The sequence below is a fragment of the Actinomadura sp. NPDC048394 genome (genome assembly GCF_040651755.1).
GTDB classification, from domain to species: domain Bacteria; phylum Actinomycetota; class Actinomycetes; order Streptosporangiales; family Streptosporangiaceae; genus Spirillospora; species Spirillospora montaniterrae.
This window is the reverse complement of record NZ_JBEZJL010000047.1, coordinates 38225-56247: the sequence shown is the minus strand read 5'-3', so window position 1 is coordinate 56247 and position 18023 is coordinate 38225. Positions and strand designations below refer to the sequence as shown.

General features: G+C 75.3%; 14 protein-coding genes. 5 read left to right on the top strand and 9 right to left on the bottom strand.

The window, feature by feature from the left end; translation table 11 throughout:
• Window positions 1-37: 37 nt before the first annotated feature.
• From AB0C78_RS30765 to AB0C78_RS30750, 4 genes are all read right to left on the bottom strand, one after another.
• Window positions 38-1387 (bottom strand): HAMP domain-containing sensor histidine kinase, encoded by a 1350-nt coding sequence (locus AB0C78_RS30765; RefSeq protein WP_360754561.1) that lies wholly within the window; start codon window positions 1385-1387, stop codon window positions 38-40.
• Entirely contained in the window at window positions 1384-2058 is a 675-nt protein-coding gene (locus AB0C78_RS30760) for a response regulator transcription factor (RefSeq protein WP_151539836.1), read from the bottom strand. Before AB0C78_RS30760 ends, AB0C78_RS30765 begins: the two co-directional genes overlap by 4 nt.
• A 135-nt stretch (window positions 2059-2193) precedes the next feature.
• Window positions 2194-2658 carry a DUF5666 domain-containing protein gene (locus tag AB0C78_RS30755; protein ID WP_360754558.1) on the bottom strand — a complete coding sequence of 155 codons (465 nt, stop codon included), beginning with the start codon at window positions 2656-2658 and terminating at the stop codon, window positions 2194-2196.
• 103 nt (window positions 2659-2761) lie between these two features.
• Window positions 2762-3361 carry a TetR/AcrR family transcriptional regulator gene (locus AB0C78_RS30750; RefSeq protein WP_360754556.1) on the bottom strand — a complete coding sequence of 200 codons (600 nt, stop codon included), beginning with the start codon at window positions 3359-3361 and terminating at the stop codon, window positions 2762-2764.
• A gap of 57 nt (window positions 3362-3418) precedes the next feature.
• Here AB0C78_RS30750 and AB0C78_RS30745 point away from each other — a divergent pair, with 57 nt between their 5' ends.
• Window positions 3419-4765, top strand: coding sequence for an FAD-dependent oxidoreductase (locus AB0C78_RS30745; protein ID WP_360754553.1), 1347 nt, complete (start codon window positions 3419-3421; stop codon window positions 4763-4765).
• 45 nt (window positions 4766-4810) lie between these two features.
• Here the strand turns inward: AB0C78_RS30745 and recQ are convergent, their stop codons facing one another.
• Both recQ and AB0C78_RS30735 read right to left on the bottom strand, forming a co-directional pair.
• The gene (gene recQ / locus AB0C78_RS30740) at window positions 4811-6649 is read right to left on the bottom strand and encodes a DNA helicase RecQ (RefSeq protein WP_360754551.1); all 1839 of its coding nucleotides are present in this window, start codon (window positions 6647-6649) and stop codon (window positions 4811-4813) included.
• A gap of 45 nt (window positions 6650-6694) precedes the next feature.
• Window positions 6695-7348 (bottom strand): HAD family phosphatase, encoded by a 654-nt coding sequence (locus AB0C78_RS30735; RefSeq protein ID WP_360754548.1) that lies wholly within the window; start codon window positions 7346-7348, stop codon window positions 6695-6697.
• A gap of 196 nt (window positions 7349-7544) precedes the next feature.
• Here AB0C78_RS30735 and AB0C78_RS30730 point away from each other — a divergent pair, with 196 nt between their 5' ends.
• Entirely contained in the window at window positions 7545-8057 is a 513-nt protein-coding gene (locus AB0C78_RS30730; protein WP_360754546.1) for a hypothetical protein, read from the top strand.
• Window positions 8058-8171: 114 nt separating this feature from the next.
• Window positions 8172-8564, top strand: coding sequence for a phage holin family protein (locus tag AB0C78_RS30725; RefSeq protein ID WP_225992454.1), 393 nt, complete (start codon window positions 8172-8174; stop codon window positions 8562-8564).
• An 88-nt stretch (window positions 8565-8652) separates the two neighbouring features.
• Here the strand turns inward: AB0C78_RS30725 and AB0C78_RS30720 are convergent, their stop codons facing one another.
• The 3 genes from AB0C78_RS30720 to AB0C78_RS30710 all read right to left on the bottom strand — a co-directional run bounded on the left by AB0C78_RS30720 (window position 8653) and on the right by AB0C78_RS30710 (window position 13896).
• Window positions 8653-11358, bottom strand: coding sequence for a hypothetical protein (locus AB0C78_RS30720; protein ID WP_360754543.1), 2706 nt, complete (start codon window positions 11356-11358; stop codon window positions 8653-8655).
• A gap of 115 nt (window positions 11359-11473) precedes the next feature.
• A complete protein-coding gene (locus tag AB0C78_RS30715) occupies window positions 11474-12490 on the bottom strand; it encodes a hemolysin family protein (protein WP_360754540.1) in 1017 nt (338 codons plus the stop codon).
• Complete coding sequence (locus AB0C78_RS30710) at window positions 12478-13896, bottom strand: hemolysin family protein (protein ID WP_360754538.1); 1419 nt, start codon at window positions 13894-13896, stop codon at window positions 12478-12480. Before AB0C78_RS30710 ends, AB0C78_RS30715 begins: the two co-directional genes overlap by 13 nt.
• 298 nt (window positions 13897-14194) lie before the next feature.
• Between AB0C78_RS30710 and AB0C78_RS30705 the strand changes: the two genes are divergently transcribed.
• Window positions 14195-15442 (top strand): hypothetical protein, encoded by a 1248-nt coding sequence (locus AB0C78_RS30705; protein WP_360754536.1) that lies wholly within the window; start codon window positions 14195-14197, stop codon window positions 15440-15442.
• On the top strand, window positions 15439-18021 hold the full coding sequence (locus AB0C78_RS30700; protein WP_360754533.1) for a tetratricopeptide repeat protein: 2583 nt from the start codon (window positions 15439-15441) through the stop codon (window positions 18019-18021). The genes AB0C78_RS30705 and AB0C78_RS30700 overlap by 4 nt, the downstream gene beginning before the upstream one ends.
• The last annotated feature ends 2 nt before the right edge of the window (window positions 18022-18023 follow it).

The following is an 18023-nucleotide window of genomic DNA, read 5'->3' as shown; positions in this document are numbered from 1 at the left end:
CCGCGAGGGCGGCTCCGGAAGGGGCATGACGCGCCGGTCACGGGGCGGGCGGGGGCACCTCGGGGAGGGTGATGCGGACGGTCGTCCCGCCGGACGGGCGGGTGAGGAGCTCGGCGCGCCCGCCGTGGGCGGCGGCTATGGCGGCGACGATCGGCAGGCCGAGGCCGGCGCCGGTGCTGCCCTGCTCGGCGCGGTGGAAGCGCTCGAACGCGCGGGCCGCGTCCTCGGGCGCCATGCCGGGCCCCTCGTCGGCGACCTCGATGACGCCGGGCGCGAGCCGGAGCGTCGCGGGCGTGCCGGGCGGGGTGTGGGCGGCGACGTTGGCGAGCAGGTTCGCGAAGACCTGCCGGATGCGGGCCTCGTCGACGGTCGCGACGAGCTCGCCGGGCGCGTCGAGCCGGACGGGATGGCCGGGCGCGGCGGCGGTCGCGTCCGCCACCGCGTCCCTGGCCAGCGCGACGAGGTCGGTCGGGGCGGGCTGGACGGCGGCCTCCCGGTCCAGGCGGGCGAGGTCGAGCAGGTCGCTGACCAGCCGGTTCATCCGGCCGGCCTCGTCCTCGATGCGGCGCATCGCGTCGGGCAGCTCGTCCGGGCCGAGGGCGCCGTGCCGGTACAGCTCGGCGTAGCCCTGGATGGTGGTGAGCGGGGTGCGCAGCTCGTGCGAGGCGTCGGCGGCGAACGCGCGGACGCGGGCCTCGGAGCGGCTGCGGGCCCAGAACGCCTGCTCGATCCGGTCGAGCATCACGTTGATGGCGGTCGCGAGCCGGGCGGTCTCGGTGCGGTGGCCGGGGCCGGGCATGCGGGCGCGCAGGTCGCCGCCCGCGGTGATCGCCTGCGCGGTGGCGGCCATCCGGTTCAGCGGGAGCAGCCCGCGGTGGATCAGCCACCGGCCGAGCAGGGTCAGCACGGCGAGCAGCAGCGCGCCGGTGGCGACCTCGGTGAGGACCAGGTTCCGGACGGCCGAATGGATCTCGTCCAGCGGGGACGCGACGACGACGGTGCCGTTGCGCCAGGGCCGGGCGACGGCGCGCAGCCCGGGCAGGGAGAACGGTTCGAGCGACCGGGCGCGCGCGGCGAGGCCGGCGGTGCCGAGGTGCTCGACCTCGCTGACCGCGTGGTCCGGCGCGGGCGCGTCGCCGCTGAGCACCCGCACCCGGCCGTTCGGGCCGACCGCGAGCACGACGAACCGGGCCGGCGCGACGCCCTGCTCGGGCAGCCCGGGACGGACGAGCCGGGCGACCGCCCGGTCGCGGGTGGCCTGGAGCTGCCCGTCCACCCGGTGCATCAGGTAGCCGTGCAGGACGAGCGCGCTGACCAGCCCCATGATCGTCAGCCCGGCGAGGGTGACGGCGAGCAGGCCGGCGAGCAGCCGGGCGTTGAGCGTCATGGGCGCAGCGCGTACCCGACCCCGCGCTGGGTGTGGATGAGCGGCGTGCCGAGCGGGTCGAGCTTGCGCCGCAGGTAGCTGATGTAGGTCTCGACGACCTGCGGGTTGCCGTGGTCCCAGCCCCACACGCTCTCCAGGAGCTGGCCGCGGGACAGCACCATCCCGGCGTTGCGCATCAGGTGCGCGAGCAGCCGGAACTCCGTCGGGGACAGGTCCACCTCGACGCCGCCGCGGCGGACCGTCCACTGGCCCTCGTCCAGCTCCAGGTCGGCGACGCGCAGCACCCCGCCGGCGGGCGGCGCGGCGCGCCGCAGCACCGCCCGCACCCGGGCGATCAGCGCCTCGATCGAGAACGGCTTGGTGACGTAGTCGTCGCCGCCGAGGGTGAGCCCGGTGACGGTGTCGGACGGGGTGTCCCGCGCGGTCAGGAAGATCACCGGGACCTGGTCGCCGCCCGCGCGGAGCCGCCGGCACACCTCGAACCCGTCGAGGTCGGGAAGCATGACGTCCAGCAGGACGAGGTCGGGCCGCTCGGCGGCGGCGGCGCGCAGCGCGTCCTCCCCGGACGCCGCCGTGACGGTGGCGAAGCCGTGGAAGCGCAGCGCGACCTCGATGAGGTCGCGGATGTTGGCCTCGTCGTCCACGACGAGCACGCGCCGGTTCTCGCTCATCGGCTCCCGCCGTCGGCCTCCGGCCGGGCACCGCGCCCGGCCGCCGTCCTGCCTCGAAACTACCTTCCGCCGGCGGTCGACCGGCCGCACGGCCCGGCGGCCCGGCGGGCATGGGCCGCCGGGCCGCGGCGGTGGTCAGTTCTTCTTCGGCTCGCGGATGAGCTTGGCGGTGCGGGTGTCGCCCGTCCGCTCGCCCAGGACGAACACCTGCGCGCCGCTCGCGAGCGCGGACACCGTCGACTTGCCGCCGTCCTTGCGGACGCGGGTGTCGCCGTTGGTGGTCCAGGTCCAGGTGGCGCCGTCGGCGCTGCGGACGGTGAGGGTCGTCCCGGAGATGCCGGTGATCTTGCCGCGCTGCCAGTCGGCGAGGCGGAAGCCGTCCTTGGTGCGGACGGTGGCCTCGCCGTGCACGCCGCGGACGCGGCGGAGGGCGGCCAGGCGCTTGCCGTGGCCGGGGTGCGCCTTCGGCGCGGCGCTCGTCGCGGAGGGGGAGGGGGACGGGGCGGAGTTCGCGGCGGCCGGGACGGCGAGGTACAGGCCGAGCCCGAGCAGTCCGGCGGCGCCGGCCCCGGCGGCGATGGTCTTCCTGTTGGTTCGCATGACGGCCATTGAAGCGGGGGCGGCTGGCAGAAGTCCGTGGCGGATCCTGGGAGAACCCTGGGAATCGGCTGCGCGTCTCCCGACCGTCCCGTCTCCGGGGCGGTCAGTTGAAGGTGCGCACGCCCTTCAGCATCGCGACCACCAGCCGGACGGCCTGGTCGCGGGCCCGTGCCGGGTCGTCGGCGTCGGCGATGGTGAGGGCGAGCTCGGTGAGCGCGCCGTAGAGGGCGGTGGCCGTGAGGGGCAGCGGATGCGCGGGGGCGGCGCCGAGGATCGCGGTGAGGCCGTCCTCCAGGAGGCCGCCGAGGTAGCGCCGGTCGAGCTCGCGCCAGCGCGGCCAGCCGAGCGCGATGGGGCCCTGGAGCAGCACGATCTGGCGGTAGCCGGGCTCGGCGCAGATGTCGAGGAACGCGCGGATCCCGGCGGTGCCCCGGCGCCACGCGTCGCCGCCCGCGCCGGTGATCGCGGCGGCGATGCGCTGGGCGGCCTCGTCCTCGAGCTCCTCGAAGACGGCTTCGAAGAGGCCCTGCTTGCCGTTGAAGTGGTGGTAGAGGGCGCCGCGGGTGAGGCCGGCGGCGCGGACCAGCTCCTCGGCGGAGACGTCGGCGAAGCCGCGCTCGGCGAAGTGGCGGCGGCCGGTGCCGAGGAGGGCCGCGCGGGTGCTCTCGACGTACTGCTCGCGGCGGCTCTTGACAGGCTCCACGCGGTATGTATAACACATACAAGACGTATGTGAGATTCAAAGCGTACGGGAGGCGCCATGGAGGCCGATGTCGCGATCGTCGGCGCGGGTGCGGCGGGCCTGGTCGCGGCCCGCGACCTCGTCCGGGACGGGCACGACGCCGTCGTCCTGGAGGCCCGCGACCGCGTCGGCGGCCGCCTGCTGAACGGCGAGCTCCCCGGCGGCGGGACGATCGAGGTCGGCGGCCAGTGGGTCGGGCCCGGGCAGGACGAGGTGCTCGCGCTGATCCGCGACCTCGGGCTCACCACCTACCCGACCTACGACGAGGGACGGCACATCGCCGAGTTCGGCGGCCGCCGCAGCGCGTACAAGGGACGGGTCCCGCGCCTCTCCCCGGCCGCGATCCTCGACATCGGCCAGGGCTCGGCGCGCCTCGACCGGCTCGCCCGCCGCATCCCGGTGGACGAGCCGTGGGCCGCGGCGCACGCGGCGCGGCTCGACGGCGCGACGTTCGGCACCTGGATCCGGCGCAACCTGCACACGCGCGCGGGCCGCTCCTTCATGCGGCTGATCACGCAGGCGGTGTTCGCGGCGGAGCCGGACGACATGTCCGCGCTGTGGGCGGGCTTCTACGTCGCGTCCGCCGGCGGCCTCGACCCGCTGATCGAGACGACCGGCGGCGCGCAGCAGGACCGCGTCTCCGGCGGCTCCCAGCGGATCGCGCTCGCGCTGGCCGACGAGCTGGGCGAACGGGTCGTCCTCGACGCGCCCGTCACCGAGATCGAGTGGACCGACGGTTCCGTCCGGCTCCGAACGCCCCGCGCGGAGGTGCGGGCGCGGCGCGCCGTCATCGCCGTCCCGCCGCCGCTCGCCGCCCGGATCCGGTACGCGCCCGGCCTGCCGGGCGACCGCGACCAGCTCGTCCAGCGCCTGCCGATGGGCCGCGTGATCAAGGTGAACGTCGTGTACGACGAGCCGTTCTGGCGCGCGGACGGCTTCAGCGGCCAGGCCAACAGCGACCGCCGCGGGTTCGCCGTCGTCTTCGACAACACGCCGGAGAGCGGGGCGCCCGGGGTGCTCGTCGGGTTCCTGGAGGGCCGGCATGCCGACGCCGCCGCGCGGCTCGACCCGGCGGCGCGCCGCGAGCGGGTCCTCGCCGACCTCGCCGGGTACTTCGGCCCCCGCGCCCGCGACCCGATCGCGTTCATCGAGCGGGACTGGGCGGAGGAGGAGTACTCGCGCGGCTGCTACGGCGCGTTCGCCACGCCCGGCACGCTGACGCGGTTCGGACCGGCCCTCCGCAGGCCCGTCGGGCCGCTGCACTGGGCCGGCACCGAGACCGCCACGCGCTGGGCCGGGTACATGGACGGCGCGGTCGAGTCCGGCCACCGCGCCGCCCGCGAAACCGCCGCCGCCCTCTCCTAGAGCTCAACGTCGCCTGCCGGGGACTACCCCCGCCCCTGGCAAGAGTCAGGCGGTTTCGGCGAGGGTCTCGAGGACCTGCTCGCCGTACTTGGCGAGCTTGTTCTCGCCGACGCCGCTGACCTTGCCCAGCTCGGCCAGGGACGACGGCCGGGCCGTCGCGATCTCGCGGAGCGTCGCGTCGTGGAAGATCACGTAGGCGGGGACGCCCTGCTCCTTGGCGGTGGCGGCGCGCCAGGCGCGGAGCCGCTCGAACAGCGGCGCCGCCTCGGCGGGCAGCTCGACGGGCGCCTTGCGGTCCTTCGCGGCCTTCGCCGCCTTCGCCGGGGCCCGTTCGGGTTCGCGGCGCATCGGCACCTTGCGCTCCCCGCGCAGCACGTCCGCGCTCGCCTCGGTCAGGACGAGCGTGCCGTGGTTGCTCTCGACCGCGACGAGCCCCTGCGCGAGCAGCTGCCGGACGACGCCGCGCCACTCCGCCTCGCGCAGCTCGGTGCCGATGCCGAACGACTTCAGCGCGTCATGGTCGAACTGGATGACCTTGGCGTTCTTCTTGCCGAGCAGGATGTCGATGATGTGCCCGGCGCCGAACTTCTGCCGCCGCTCCCGCTCGAGTCGGACGATCACCGACAGCACCTTCTGCGCCGGGACGGTCGCGTCCCACGTCTCCGGCGGGGACAGGCACGTGTCGCAGTTGCCGCACGGCTCGCCGGACTGCCCGAAGTAGTTCAGCAGCTGGACGCGGCGGCACTCGACGGTCTCGCAGAGCGCCAGCATCGCGTCCAGGTGCAGGGACTGGCGGCGGCGGAACGCGGCGTCGCCCTCCCCGGAGTCGATCATCTTGCGGAGGTTGACGACGTCCTGCAGCCCGTAGGCGAGCCAGGCCGTGGACGGCAGGCCGTCGCGCCCGGCGCGGCCCGTCTCCTGGTAGTAGCCCTCGACGGACTTCGGCAGGTCGAGGTGCGCGACGAACCGGACGTCCGGCTTGTCGATGCCCATGCCGAACGCGATCGTCGCGACGATGACGAGGCCGTCCTCGCGCAGGAACCGCGCCTGGTTCGCGGCGCGCGTCTCGGCGTCGAGGCCCGCGTGGTACGGGAGTGCCTCGATGCCGTTCTCGGTGAGGAACGCGGCGTGCTTCTCGACCGAGTTGCGGGACAGGCAGTACACGATGCCCGCGTCGCCCTTGTGCTCGGTCTGCAGCAGCCGGAGGAGCTGCCGCTTCGTGTCGGTCTTCGGCTCGATCCGGTACTGGATGTTCGGGCGGTCGAAGCTCGCGACGAAGTGCCGGGCGTCCTCCAGCCGGAGCCGGGACGCGATCTCGGCGCGGGTCGCCTCCGTCGCGGTCGCGGTCAGCGCGATGCGCGGCACGTCCGGCCAGCGCTCGTGCAGGCCGGACAGCATCAGGTAGTCGGGCCGGAAGTCGTGCCCCCACTGCGACACGCAGTGCGCCTCGTCGATCGCGAACAGCGCGACGTCGCCCCGGTCGAGCAGCTCGACCGCCGCCGGGACGCGCAGCCGCTCCGGCGCGAGGTAGAGCAGGTCGAGCTCGCCCGCGAGGAACTGGGCCTCCACGACGCGGCGCTCGTCGAGGTCCTGCGTGGAGTTGAGGAAGCCGGCGTTGACGCCGAGCGCGCGCAGCGCGTCCACCTGGTCCTGCATGAGCGCGATCAGCGGCGAGATCACGACGCCGGTGCCCTTCCGGACCAGCGACGGGATCTGGTAGCACAGCGACTTGCCGCCGCCGGTCGGCATCAGGACCAGCGCGTCCCCGCCCCCGACGACGTGCTCGATGATCTCCCGCTGCCCGTCCCGGAACGCGTCGTACCCGAACACGCGCCGCAGCGTGTCCAGTGTCTCCGGGGTCTCGAGGAACTCGGGGGAGGCCATCGGCCCATACTATGAGCGCCCGCCGACAACCGTCCCCGGGACGCTTCAGAGGGCGGCGAGCATCTCCGGGGTCAGCTCGTCCAGATCCTTCGCGACGTGCGCGGCGAGCGCGAGCGCGTCGTCGGACGGCGGGTGCGCCTCGCGCGGGATCGCGACCACCGTCATCCCGGCCGCGTGCGCGGAGCGCAGGCCGTTGCTGGAGTCCTCGATCGCGACGCAGTCCCCGGGCGGGACCTCCATCTGCCCGGCGACGGCGAGGTAGCCGTCCGGTGCGGGCTTGCCGGCGTCGACCTCCTCGGTGGACAGGGTCGCGCGGAACAGCCCGTCCACCCCGAGCTGCCCGAGGACCAGGTCGATGAGCGCGCGCGGGGACGAGCTGGCGAGGCCGAGCGGCCGGTACGCGGCGAGGCGGTGGACGGCGTCCTCCGCGCCCGGCAGCAGCGGCAGGCCCCGCGCGTACCGCTGGGACATCTCGTCGATCACCGCGTACGCGACCTCCTCCGGGGTGACGCCGTCGACAAGGTCCGTCGCGATGTAGCGGGCCCACTCCTCGGTGCTCATGCCCATGAGCCGCTGCTGCGTGTCGGGCAGCCACCGCCCGCCGAGGGACGCGACGTAGCCGCGCCGCACCTCCTCCCACACCGGTTCGGAGTCGATCAGCACGCCGTCCAGGTCGAACACGATGGCCTCCAAGGGCATGGCCCCTCCCGGGAATCGGCGCCGCCTACGGCAACGATCATTACCCAGCGCGCTCGGCGGGCAACCTCGGGTCGTCAATCGGACTAAAGGTCACTGACCTGGATTTTTGCGGCGAATTCGACATGATCGGCTTCGCGTCTGGCATGGTGGTGGGCCTCCGCACCCCCTCCGGAGTCACCGCAGAGGAGATCTGCACATGGCGTTCATCGGACTGCTCCTGCTCGCCGCGGCCGGCGTCGTGGCCGCCGGGATCATCATGGACAACACCGACCCGTCCCACCTCACCGCCTTCGGCCAGGCCATCCCCGGCATCCACAACGAATGGCAGGTGTTCCTCGCCGGCGCGGGCGTCGCCGTCGTCTTCGTCGTCGGCATGATGCTCACCTTCGCCGGCGCCGGACGCCTCCTGTGCGCCCGCCGCGACCTGCGCTACCTGCGCGAGGAGCACGAGGAGTCGCTCACCACCCTCGAGATGGAGAAGCGCCGGCTCCAGCGCGAACTCGCCCGCGCCCGCCAGAACGGCGGCCCCGCGCCCGCCGGGCCGTCCGGTGCGGGCGCGCCGCCGCTCTCCCGCCGCGGCCCCGCCGCGCCCAGCCCCGCCGCGCCCGCTGCCCCCGCCGCTCCTGCCGCGCCCGGCGCGCAGGCGACCCGCGTCGGGCCGCGCTCCCAGGTCTCCGCGCGCTCCCCGTTCTTCGACCGCGCCGACTGACGCCCGCGAGCGCCCCGGGCCACCGCCCGGTCGTTCCGGATGATGAGCGACGCGCCCGGCGAATCGCCGCGCAGAGGGATGAAATTCGCGATCACCCCCTACCATCCTCGAGTTGTGCGCATCCTCATCAAGGTCGTCATCACCGCGATCGCCCTCTGGGCCGCCACCGCGCTGATCGACGGCATCACGCTCACCGGCCGGGACACCGCCCACCGGGCGCTGACACTGCTCTGCGTCGCGGTCATCTTCGGCCTGGTCAACGCCGTCATCAAGCCGATCGTCAAGACGCTCGGCTGCGCCTTCTACATCCTCACCCTCGGCCTCATCGGCCTCGTCGTGAACGGCCTGCTGCTCTGGCTGACCAGCGCGCTCGCCGGCCGCCTCGACCTGCCGTTCCACGTCAGCGGGTTCTGGCCGGCCTTCTGGGGCGCGATCGTCGTCGGCATCGTCGGCTGGCTCCTGCACGTCCTCGTCCCCGGGGACGACGACGATGACGACGACGACTGACCGGCGCCTGGAGCGGAGCTCCAGCGGAGCGGAAGGCGCCGGTCGGTCCGTCCTCGCCGGGGGGTGTCCCCCCACACGAGGTACTGACTTACGGAGCGTCCTCCGCTAGCCGGGGTGCGGCGACCGCGCAGCGTGCGAAGGTCCCGTGCCCCGGCTGCTCGTCCTCGGGCGAGCCCACGAGGATCCAGCGGCCCGCCCTGACGGCGCCGACGAGGAAGTCGGCGTCGTCGAGCGCGCCCACGGCGACGAGCGCGCCGAACCGCTCGTCCGGCACGGCCGCGCCCACGCCCACCGGCGTCCCGATCACCAGGTCGGCGGCGGGCAGCAGTGCGGCGCCGTCCACCTCGCCGTTCTCCAGCAAGCCGCTGAGCTCCTCGATCCGCGCCATCGCCGACCGGCGGCGCTCGCCGATCACGTCCGGATCGTCCGCAGGGTCCGCCCCGAACACGTCCCGGACGTTCTCCCGCGCGCGCGCCTCCGTCTCCACCGCCGCCCGCAGTTCCGCCTCACCGGCGGTCGTCTCCGCCTCACCCTGCGCGCTGCGCCGGTCGAGCTCCGCCCGCGTCTCCGCGGCGCGAGCCACCGCCGCCTCCGCGTCCGCACGCGCCTGCGCCACCGCGGCCAGGGCCTCCTCCCGGCCCGCCCGCGCGGCCTCCACCCGCTCCTCGATCACCCGTGCGGCCTGCTGCGCCGCCCGCGCCTCCAGGCCCGCCTGCGTCGCCCGGTCCACCGACTCCGCCGCGCGCCGCGCCTGCTCCCGATGCTCCGCGCCCGCCGTCTCGCGCTCCGTCGCCAGCCACGCCAGCTCCGTCGTCAACCGCTCCTGCGCCTCCCGCGCCGTCGCGAGCCGCGGCCCGCTCTCCGCCACGAACGTCGCGAGGCCCTGCCGGTGCGCCTCCGCCCGCTCGGCGGCGTCCTTCGCCTCCTGCGCGCGCTTCGCCGCCTCGTCCGCGTCCCGCGTCCGAGCCCGCACCTCCGCCCGGATGCTCTTCAGGTCCGACGGAGGCGCCGCCACGTGCAGTCGCTGCGTCAACGTCATCTTCCGCCGCACCGCCGCCAGCGCCGACTCCGCCGACACCAGCCGGTAGTAGGCGGCATGCCCCTCCGCCGACGCGTCCGCGTCCACGGCGGCCAGCCTGTCCGCCTCCTCCATCGCCGCCGGCAACGCCTCCTGCGCGCGCGCCAGCTCGTCCTTCAAGGACGCCTCTACCTGCTGGGCGCCCCGGAGCTCGTCCTGCGCCTCGCGAGCCCGCTGATCCAGCTGCGTGCACCGCGCGTACGCCTCGTCCGCCACCCGCGTCAACTCGCTCGCTTCGGCGCCCGCCGCGTCCGCGGCCGCCTGCAACCGCTCCGCTTCCGCGCGGGGCCCCACCAGCTCCTCTTCCGCCTCGTGCTGCACCGCGACGAGCCGTTCCGCCTCGGCCTCCGCTTCGGCGGCCCGCTCCTCCGCGCTCTGCGTCGCGTCCCGCGCCTCCTCGATCCCAGCCGCCAGCGCCGCCAGCTCCGCGTCCAGCGCCTCCTTCCGCGCGGCCACTTCCGCCCGGACCGCCGCGAGCGCCTCCGCGTCCCGAGGCCACTGCTCCAGCAGCATCAACCCGCGCCGCAGCACCCCCGCCTCAGTTCGCCACATCCGAGGCCACCCCTCGCCGACGGCCCGCAGCCCGGCTCCCATGACCCACGTCTCCGGAGCGCCACTGCCCAGCAACGCCTCGGACACCCCATGCCCAGACCCCTCACCCGCGTCGTGCGCGGGCTCATCCGCCGGACGCGCCGGGTCCGGGGCCTCGGCGTCACTCGCGACGACGGGAAGCGCCTGGGTCTCCGCAGACGGGGCGCCGGCGCTCGCGTCGGGGCTGAGCTGCTCGGCCGGCGTCACCTCCGGGACGTCCGCCTCGGGGGCGATGGGCTGGGCGTACCAATCGGCCGGTGAGCTTTCCCTCGGCTCCGCGCCGGGCGGGACGTCGTCGTCAATGGGGCCGGGCAGGGGCTCGGCTCGGGTCGTTTCCGCGGGGCTCGCCTCGCCTGCGGGCGGTGCGGCGGGGGGCGGGGCGTCGGCCTGCACGGGGGCGGGGAGGGGCTCGGCTCGCGTCACGCCTGCGGCGGCCGCGCCGGGCTCGGGGAGGCCGGTCACCGGCTTGAACTCGACCGTTCCGTTGGAGCCGAAGCCGTCCCTGGACGTCACCGCGGCGGCCTCGTCCGGCGTGTCCGGGGACGCGGTGTCGGGGAGCGGCGGGAGCTGGAGGGTCCCGTCGGGCGTGGCGGGCGGACGGGGCGGGTGGGTCTCGATGAGGAGGGTGCGGACCTCCGCGTCGTCCTGGACGGCCTCGACGAGCTCGGTGGCCTTCTCGGAAGTCGGAGCGAGGAGCAGGGTGCGCTCGCCGGCGGCCTTGAGGGCCGTGACGAGGGACCGGACGGTCCCCGGTTCGTCCGCCGTCCGGACGAGGCGGACGGCGCCGGTCTCGTCGAGGGTGCCGGGGGCGACGAGGAGGCGGGCGAGGGTCTCCCAGTCGCCGGCGACCTGCCCGGTGCGGAGGGCGCGGAGGGCGGCGACCTGGGCGGTCCAGCCGAGCGCGTCGTCCTGGAGCAGGGTCTGGAGGTGCTCATACCGGTCGGTCAACTCCGCGTAGGCGGTCTCGACGAGTTCGGCGCCGCCCCAGGGCACCTCTTCCACGCCCAGCGGCGGGGTCTCCTCGGCGGCCGGCTCGGTCAGCGGCAGCGTTTCGAGGTCGGGGCGGGCGTCGGCCTCGGGCTCCGGCGCGCCGTCCGGCCCGTTGGGTTCCGTTGAGTGGTTCACCGACGCCATCCCGTCCGAGTTCGACCCCGGGGCCGTATGTGTCCCCTTCTGCCCGCGTCTAACGTCTCACATGGAAACGATCATCTGCGCGGGCGTGATGATCTTCACCCGGCGGTCAGTGCGGGTTGGTGGCCAGGAGCTCCGCCAGGAGGTCGTCGAGGGTGACGATGCCGGCGAAGCCGCCGCGGTCCCCGTTGACGACGGCGAGCTGGGCGCGGGCGCGCCGCATCCGGCTGACGGCGTCGAGGACGGTGGTCTCCGCGGTGAGGGCGGGCGCCGGGTAGGCGAGGTCGCCGGCGGAGCGGTCGCCGTCGGGTTCGGTGATGGCGGCGCGGACGTGCACGATGCCGGTCGCGGCGCCGTCCGGACCGCGGACGAGCAGCCGGCTGTGGCCGCTGGCGGTCGCGGTGCGGCGGATGTCGGCGGCGGACGCGCCCGCGTCGATGGTGGTCACCGACGAGGCCGGGATGACCAGGTGCCGGACGGTCGCCTCGCGCGCGGAGATCGCGCGGCGGAGCAGCTCGTGGTCGTGGCGCCCGATGAGGCCGAGGCGGCGGGACTCGCCGACCAGGTGGCTGAGCCGGGCCGGGTCGGTGTGGTCGTCGAGCTCGTCGCGGGGGGTGACGCGGACGAGCCGCAGCAGCCCGTTGGTGGTGGCGTTCAGCGCGGCGAGGATCGGGCGGGACACCTTCGCGAACCCGCGGAACGGCAGCGCGAGCAGGACCGCGGAGCGTTCCGGGTTCACGATGGCCCACGACTTCGGCGCCATCTCGCCGACGACCATGTGCAGGAACGTGATGACGCCGAGGGCGCAGGCGAGGGCCGCGGCCTTGGCGCCCGCCTCGGGGACGCCGATGGCGTGCAGCGGCGGTTCGAGGAGGTGCTCGAACGCGGGCTCGGTGACGATCGCGAGGCCCAGCGAGCACATCGTGATGCCGAACTGCGCGCCGGCGAGCATCAGCGACAGCTCGCGGACGCCCGCGACGGCCGCCGCGGCGGGGCGGCTGCCCTTGCCGGCGGCGCGTTCGAGCTGGGACCGGTTCGCGGCGACGAGCGCGAACTCCGACGCGACGAAGAAGCCGTTCCCGATCAGCAGCAGGACGGTGACGAGCAGGGAGGTCAGCGGGTCCACGACGCCTCCTCGGGGCGCGGTGCGGCGCAGGGCGGGTCGGAGATCGCGGGGCGGTCCGCCGGCGCCGGCGCGGCGGTCGTGCGGATCCGGATCTTCTCGGCGACGCGGCGGGCGACGCTGACGACCTCCAGCTCGGCGTGCCCGGACGCGCCGTCCGGCTCGGCGTGCCCGGACGCGCCGTCCAGCGCGACGGTGAGCCGGTCGCCGGGGCAGGGGAGGCGGCGCAGCTCGGCCATGACGAGGCCGCCGAGCGTGTCGTAGGCGTCGCCCTCGGGCAGGTCGAGGCCGGTGAGGCGGACGACCTCGTCGATGCGCATGCCGGCGTCGACGAGCCAGGACCCGTCCGGGCCGGTGGTGGGGGCGTCCTCGCGGGCGTCGGTCTCGTCGGCGATCTCGCCGACGAGCTCCTCGGCGACGTCCTCGAAGGTGAGGATGCCGGCGAGGCCGCCGTACTCGTCGACGACGCAGGCGAACTCCTCGCCGGACTCGCGCATCCGCTCGATGACGCCGTACAGCGGCTGGCTGCCGGGGACGAGCAGCGCGGGCCGGGCGATCCGCCCGACCGGGGTGGCGGGGTCGAGCGCGTCGTCGGCGACCTCGCGGACCCCGGCGACGCCGATGACGTCGTCGACCTCGCCGTCGTAGACGGGGTAGGCGCTGTGCCCGGTCTCGCGGATCAGCGCGACGAGGTCGGCGGCCGGCGCGGTGGACGGCAGCGTGCTGACCTGCGGGCGCGGGACCATGACCTCGTCGGCCGTGAGGTCGCCGAACGACAGGGCGCGGTCGAGGAGGCCGGACAGGTCGGCGGGCAGGTGCCCGGAGCTCTGCGACTTGCCGATGATGTCGCCGAGCTCCTCCAGGGTGGCGCCGCTGTGCAGCTCCTCGACGGGTTCGACGCCGACGGTGCGCAGCAGCCGCGTGGCGGCGCGGTCGAACAGCCGGATCAGCGGCCCCGCCACCGTCAGGTAGACGAGCGTGGACGAGGCCAGCGCGCGCGCCAAGGACTCGGCGCGGGCCAAGGCGAGGTTCTTGGGGAACAGTTCGCCGAGCAGCATCTGGATCAGCGTCGCCAGGACGAACCCGGCGGCCAGCGCGATCGCGCCGGTCGCGCCCTCGGGGATCCCGGCGGCGTCCAGCAGCGGCTGGATCAGCCCGGCCAGGGCGGGCTTGGCGATGAACCCGACGACCAGCGTGGTCATCGTGATGCCGAGCTGCGCGCCCGACAGCATGAACGACAGCCGCCCGATCACCTTCACGGCCCGGCGGGCGGACGCGTCACCGCGCGCCGCGGCCTGCTCGAGGGCCGCGCGGTCGGCGGCGACGTAGGCGAATTCCTGGGCGACGAAATATCCGGTGGCGGCGGTGAGAACGATCACCGCGAGCAGTCCCAGCGCCGCGCTCAGCATGGGGCACCGGGTCTATGACTGGGGTCCGACACCGCGGACTCACCACTCCTCTCATCTGGGCCTACCTGCGTAACGCCGCCTCGGGCGGCGAGGTTCCCGGCGCACCAGGGTACGGGCCCGCGCCGATCGTCCCACCCCCGCGGGGGCCTGTCCCGCGAGGACAGGCGCTTGTGTCGCCAAGTGTCACGGATCACACTTGTTGGAGAGAGCGTGCCCGATACTTGAGCGGTCCTTTGCTCCCAGGCCGCCGGGACAGGGGGCGCGCACGGGGACCGAGAGAACCGAACGCGGGGCTGAGGTGGACGAGAGCGGGGCCGGGGCCGCCGCGCCCATGAGCCGGGAGGGGGTCGACCATGCCCTCCGGACGCTCGGCGCGGAGCGGGAGCGGATCGCGGCGTCCCTGCTGGAGCTCGACGGCCACACCGGCGTCCGGCTGCTGAAGGGCGCCCGGCTCGCGGGCGAGACGTGGCGGCGGTGGGAGAAGGTGCGGGCCCGGCTGACGCTGCTGTGGCGGGTCTTCGACGCCTACCAGCGGGTGCTGGACGAGGCGTGCGCGCTGCGCGACCGGTCGTCGCGCCCGGACGTCGCGACGCTGGTGGAGCTGACTGGGATGCTGTCGGGGCGGTCGGTGGAGCTGCCGGACGGCGAGATCCCCCTCGAGGACCGGACGCTGCTCGGCCCGCAGGAGAAGCGCGCGACGCTGGACGAGGCGGTCGGGATGATGTCCGACGCGTTCGCGTTCGTGGCGAAGGAGGTCGCGGCGGCGGACGCGGCGTGGTCGGCGCTGCTGCGGCCGCTGGAGGAGGCGGAGGAGAGCTGGCAGCGGACGGCGCGGCTGGCGCACTCCCTCGACGGCACCCGGCATCCGGACCTGGACCGGCTGGGCCGCGAGCTGACCGCGCTCGGCCGGCTGGTCCGCACCGACCCGCTGTCGCTGTGCCCGGACGGCAGGCCCGACACGTCCCGGCTGGACCGGGTGCGCGCGTCGCTGCGCTCGATCGAGGACGAGCTGGCGGGCGTGGCGCGGCTCCGCGACGAGTACGCCGAGCTGGTCGCGGGCCTCGCCGAGGCGATCGGCCGGGTGGAGGACACCGAGCGGCGGGCGTGCGAGGCGCACGCGACGGTGCTGCTGAAGATCCACGCGCCGAACGTGCCGCCGCCGGCGCGGGGGCTCGGGGACGGGCTGCGGCACCGGCTCGCGGCGCTGGAGCGGCTGCGGGAGGCGGGCCGCTGGGTGGAGATGGCGGGCCGGGTCGCGGCGCTGGAGAGCGCGGCGGCGGAGGCGCTGGAACGGGCGCGCGACGATCTGCGTCTCAGCGAGGGGCTCCTCGACCGGCGGGGCGAGCTGCGCGGGCGCCTGGAGGCGTACCGGGCGAAGGCGGCGCGGCTCGGGCTCGCCGAGGACGAGGCGCTCACGGCACTGCACGGGCGGGCCCGTGACGTGCTGTGGTCGGCGCCGTGCGACCTGCGCCGGGCGACCGCGCTGCTGGCCGAGTACCAACGCGAGATCAGGGCGCGCGAGAACGACGGGACGGGGACCACATGACCCGATGCACCCAGCCCGGCTGCACCGGCGAGGTCGGCGGGGACGGCTTCTGCGACGTGTGCGGGATGGCGCCGCTCGCCGAGCCGCCGCCCGCGGACCCGGGGGGTTCGGGCCCGGTGGCGGCGCCGCCGTCCGGGCCGCTCTCAGGGCCGATGGCCGGGCCGCTCTCCGGGCCGATGGCCGCCGGTTCGGTTCCGGCGCAGGCGCGCGGTCCGGCACCGGCTTCCGCGCAGGCTCCCGCTCCGGTGACGGTGGTGAACGCGCCGGCGACGTCGGTCGAGCGGCCCGCGTCCTGGCAGGGAGGCGGCGGGCCGGGTGCCGGTGCGCCGCCGGGGACGCGCCCGTCGGGCACCGGCGCCCCGGCGTCGGGCACGGGTCCCGGCTCGGGGACGGGGCCGTCCGGTCCGTCCGGTCCGTCGGGATCGGCAGGATCGGCGGGCTCGGGCAGCGAGCCGACCGGCGGGTCCGGGGGCTCGGGCCGCACCGCGTCGCGCGGCGGCACGCGCGGGACGGGCTCCACCGGGTCGGCGCGGCGCGGGATGCTCGGCGCCGGGCTGGTCGAGGTGCCGCCGGTGCCGTTCCGCGACCCCGCGTCCGCGATCATGGAGAACCCGGAGGTCCCGGAGAACCGGCGGTACTGCAGCCGGTGCGGCGAGAAGGTCGGCCGCGGCCGGGACGGGCGGCCGGGCCGCACCGAGGGGTTCTGCGCGTCCTGCGGGCACCGGTTCTCCTTCACCCCGAAGCTGAAGCCCGGCGATGTGCTCGGCGGGCAGTACGAGGTGCTCGGCTGCCTGGCGCACGGCGGGCTCGGCTGGGTGTACCTGGCGCGCGACCACAACGTCAGCGAGCGGTGGGTGGTGCTGAAGGGCCTGCTGGACACCGGCGACGCCGACTCGCTCGCCGCCGCGGCGGCCGAGCGGGCGTTCCTCGCCGAGGTCGAGCACCCCAACATCGTCAAGATCTACAACTTCGTGCGGCACGGCGACTCCGGCTACATCGTGATGGAGTACGTCGGCGGCCGGTCGCTGAAGGAGATCCTGCTCGCGCGCCGCGACGAGGAGGGCGACCAGGCGGCGCTGCCGCTCGGCCAGGTGCTGGCCTACGGCCTGGAGGTGCTGAGCGCGCTCGGCTACCTGCACGGCGTCGGCCTGCTGTACTGCGACTTCAAGCCGGACAACGCGATCCAGTCCGAGGAGCAGCTGAAGCTGATCGACCTCGGCGGCGTGCGGCGCGCGTTCGACGTGGACAGCCCGATCTTCGGCACGCCCGGCTACCAGGCGCCGGAGATCGGCTCGACGGGGCCGTCGATCGTGTCGGACCTGTACACGGTCGGCCGGACGCTCGCCGTGCTGAGCTTCCCGTTCCGCGGCTACACGCGGCGGCACCTGCGCAGCCTGCCGCCGCGCGAGGAGGTGCCGCTGTTCCAGCGGCACGAGTCGTACCACCGGCTGCTGCGCCGGGCGACGCATCCCGATCCGGAGCGCCGGTTCCAGAGCGCCGCGGAGATGGCCGAGCAGCTGACGGGCGTGCTGCGGGAGGTGCTGTCGGCGGAGGACGGGAAGGCCCGTCCGGCGCCGTCGCCGCTGTTCGGGCCCGAGCAGCACACCGCCGGGACCGACATCATCGACCCCGATCCGGCGCGGAACGGGGCGACGCCGGTGCTGGCGCCGCTGGAGCCGGCCGCGGCGGCGATCGCGCTGCCCGTCCCGCTGGTGCACGGCTCGGACCCGGCCGCCGCGTTCCTCGCGGGCCTCACCGCCCGCGACCCGGGCGACCTCGCGGCGGCGCTGGCCGCGGCGCCGGTGGCGTCGCGGGAGGTGCGGTTCGCGCTGGTCCGGGTCCGGATCGAGCTGGGCGACCTGGACGTCGCCGCGCGGCTGCTGCAGGAGCTGGAGGCCGAGCAGCCCGACGACTGGCGGGTCGACTGGTACCGGGGCGCGCGGGCGCTGGCGGACGGCCGCGCCGCCGACGCCGCCGCCGTGTTCTCCGACCTGTACGACCTGATGCCGGGCGAGCAGGCGCCGAAGCTGGCGCTCGGCTTCTGCAAGGAGCTGCTGGGCGAGCACGTGGCGGCCGGGCGCTTCTACGCGACGGTCTGGCGCACCGACCCGACGCACGTCAGCGCCGCGTTCGGGCTGGCCCGCGCGTACCTGGCGGGCGGCGACCGGGGCAGCGCGGGACGCGTCCTGGACTCGGTGCCGCGGATCTCCAGCCACTACCTGGCCGCGCAGCTCGGCGCGGTCGGGGCGGCGGTGCGGGGCCGTCCGGCGGCGGAGCTGAACGCGGCGGCGCTGGTGGAGGCGGGGCGGCGGCTGCGGTCGCTGCGGCTGGACACCGAGCGGTACTCGGCGTTCGTCGCGGAGGTGCTGGAGGCCGCGCTCGGCTGGCTGCGGGCCGACCGGACCCCGGCGCAGCTGCGGCCGGAAAAGGACATCCTCGGCATCCCGCTCGAAGAGCCTCGACTGCGGGCGAAGCTGGAGGAGACTTACCGGGTGCTCGCCAAGCTCGCGGACGGCCCGGGACACCGCCACGCGATGGTGAAGCGCGCCAACGCCGTCCGCCCGAGGACGCTGTTCTGACG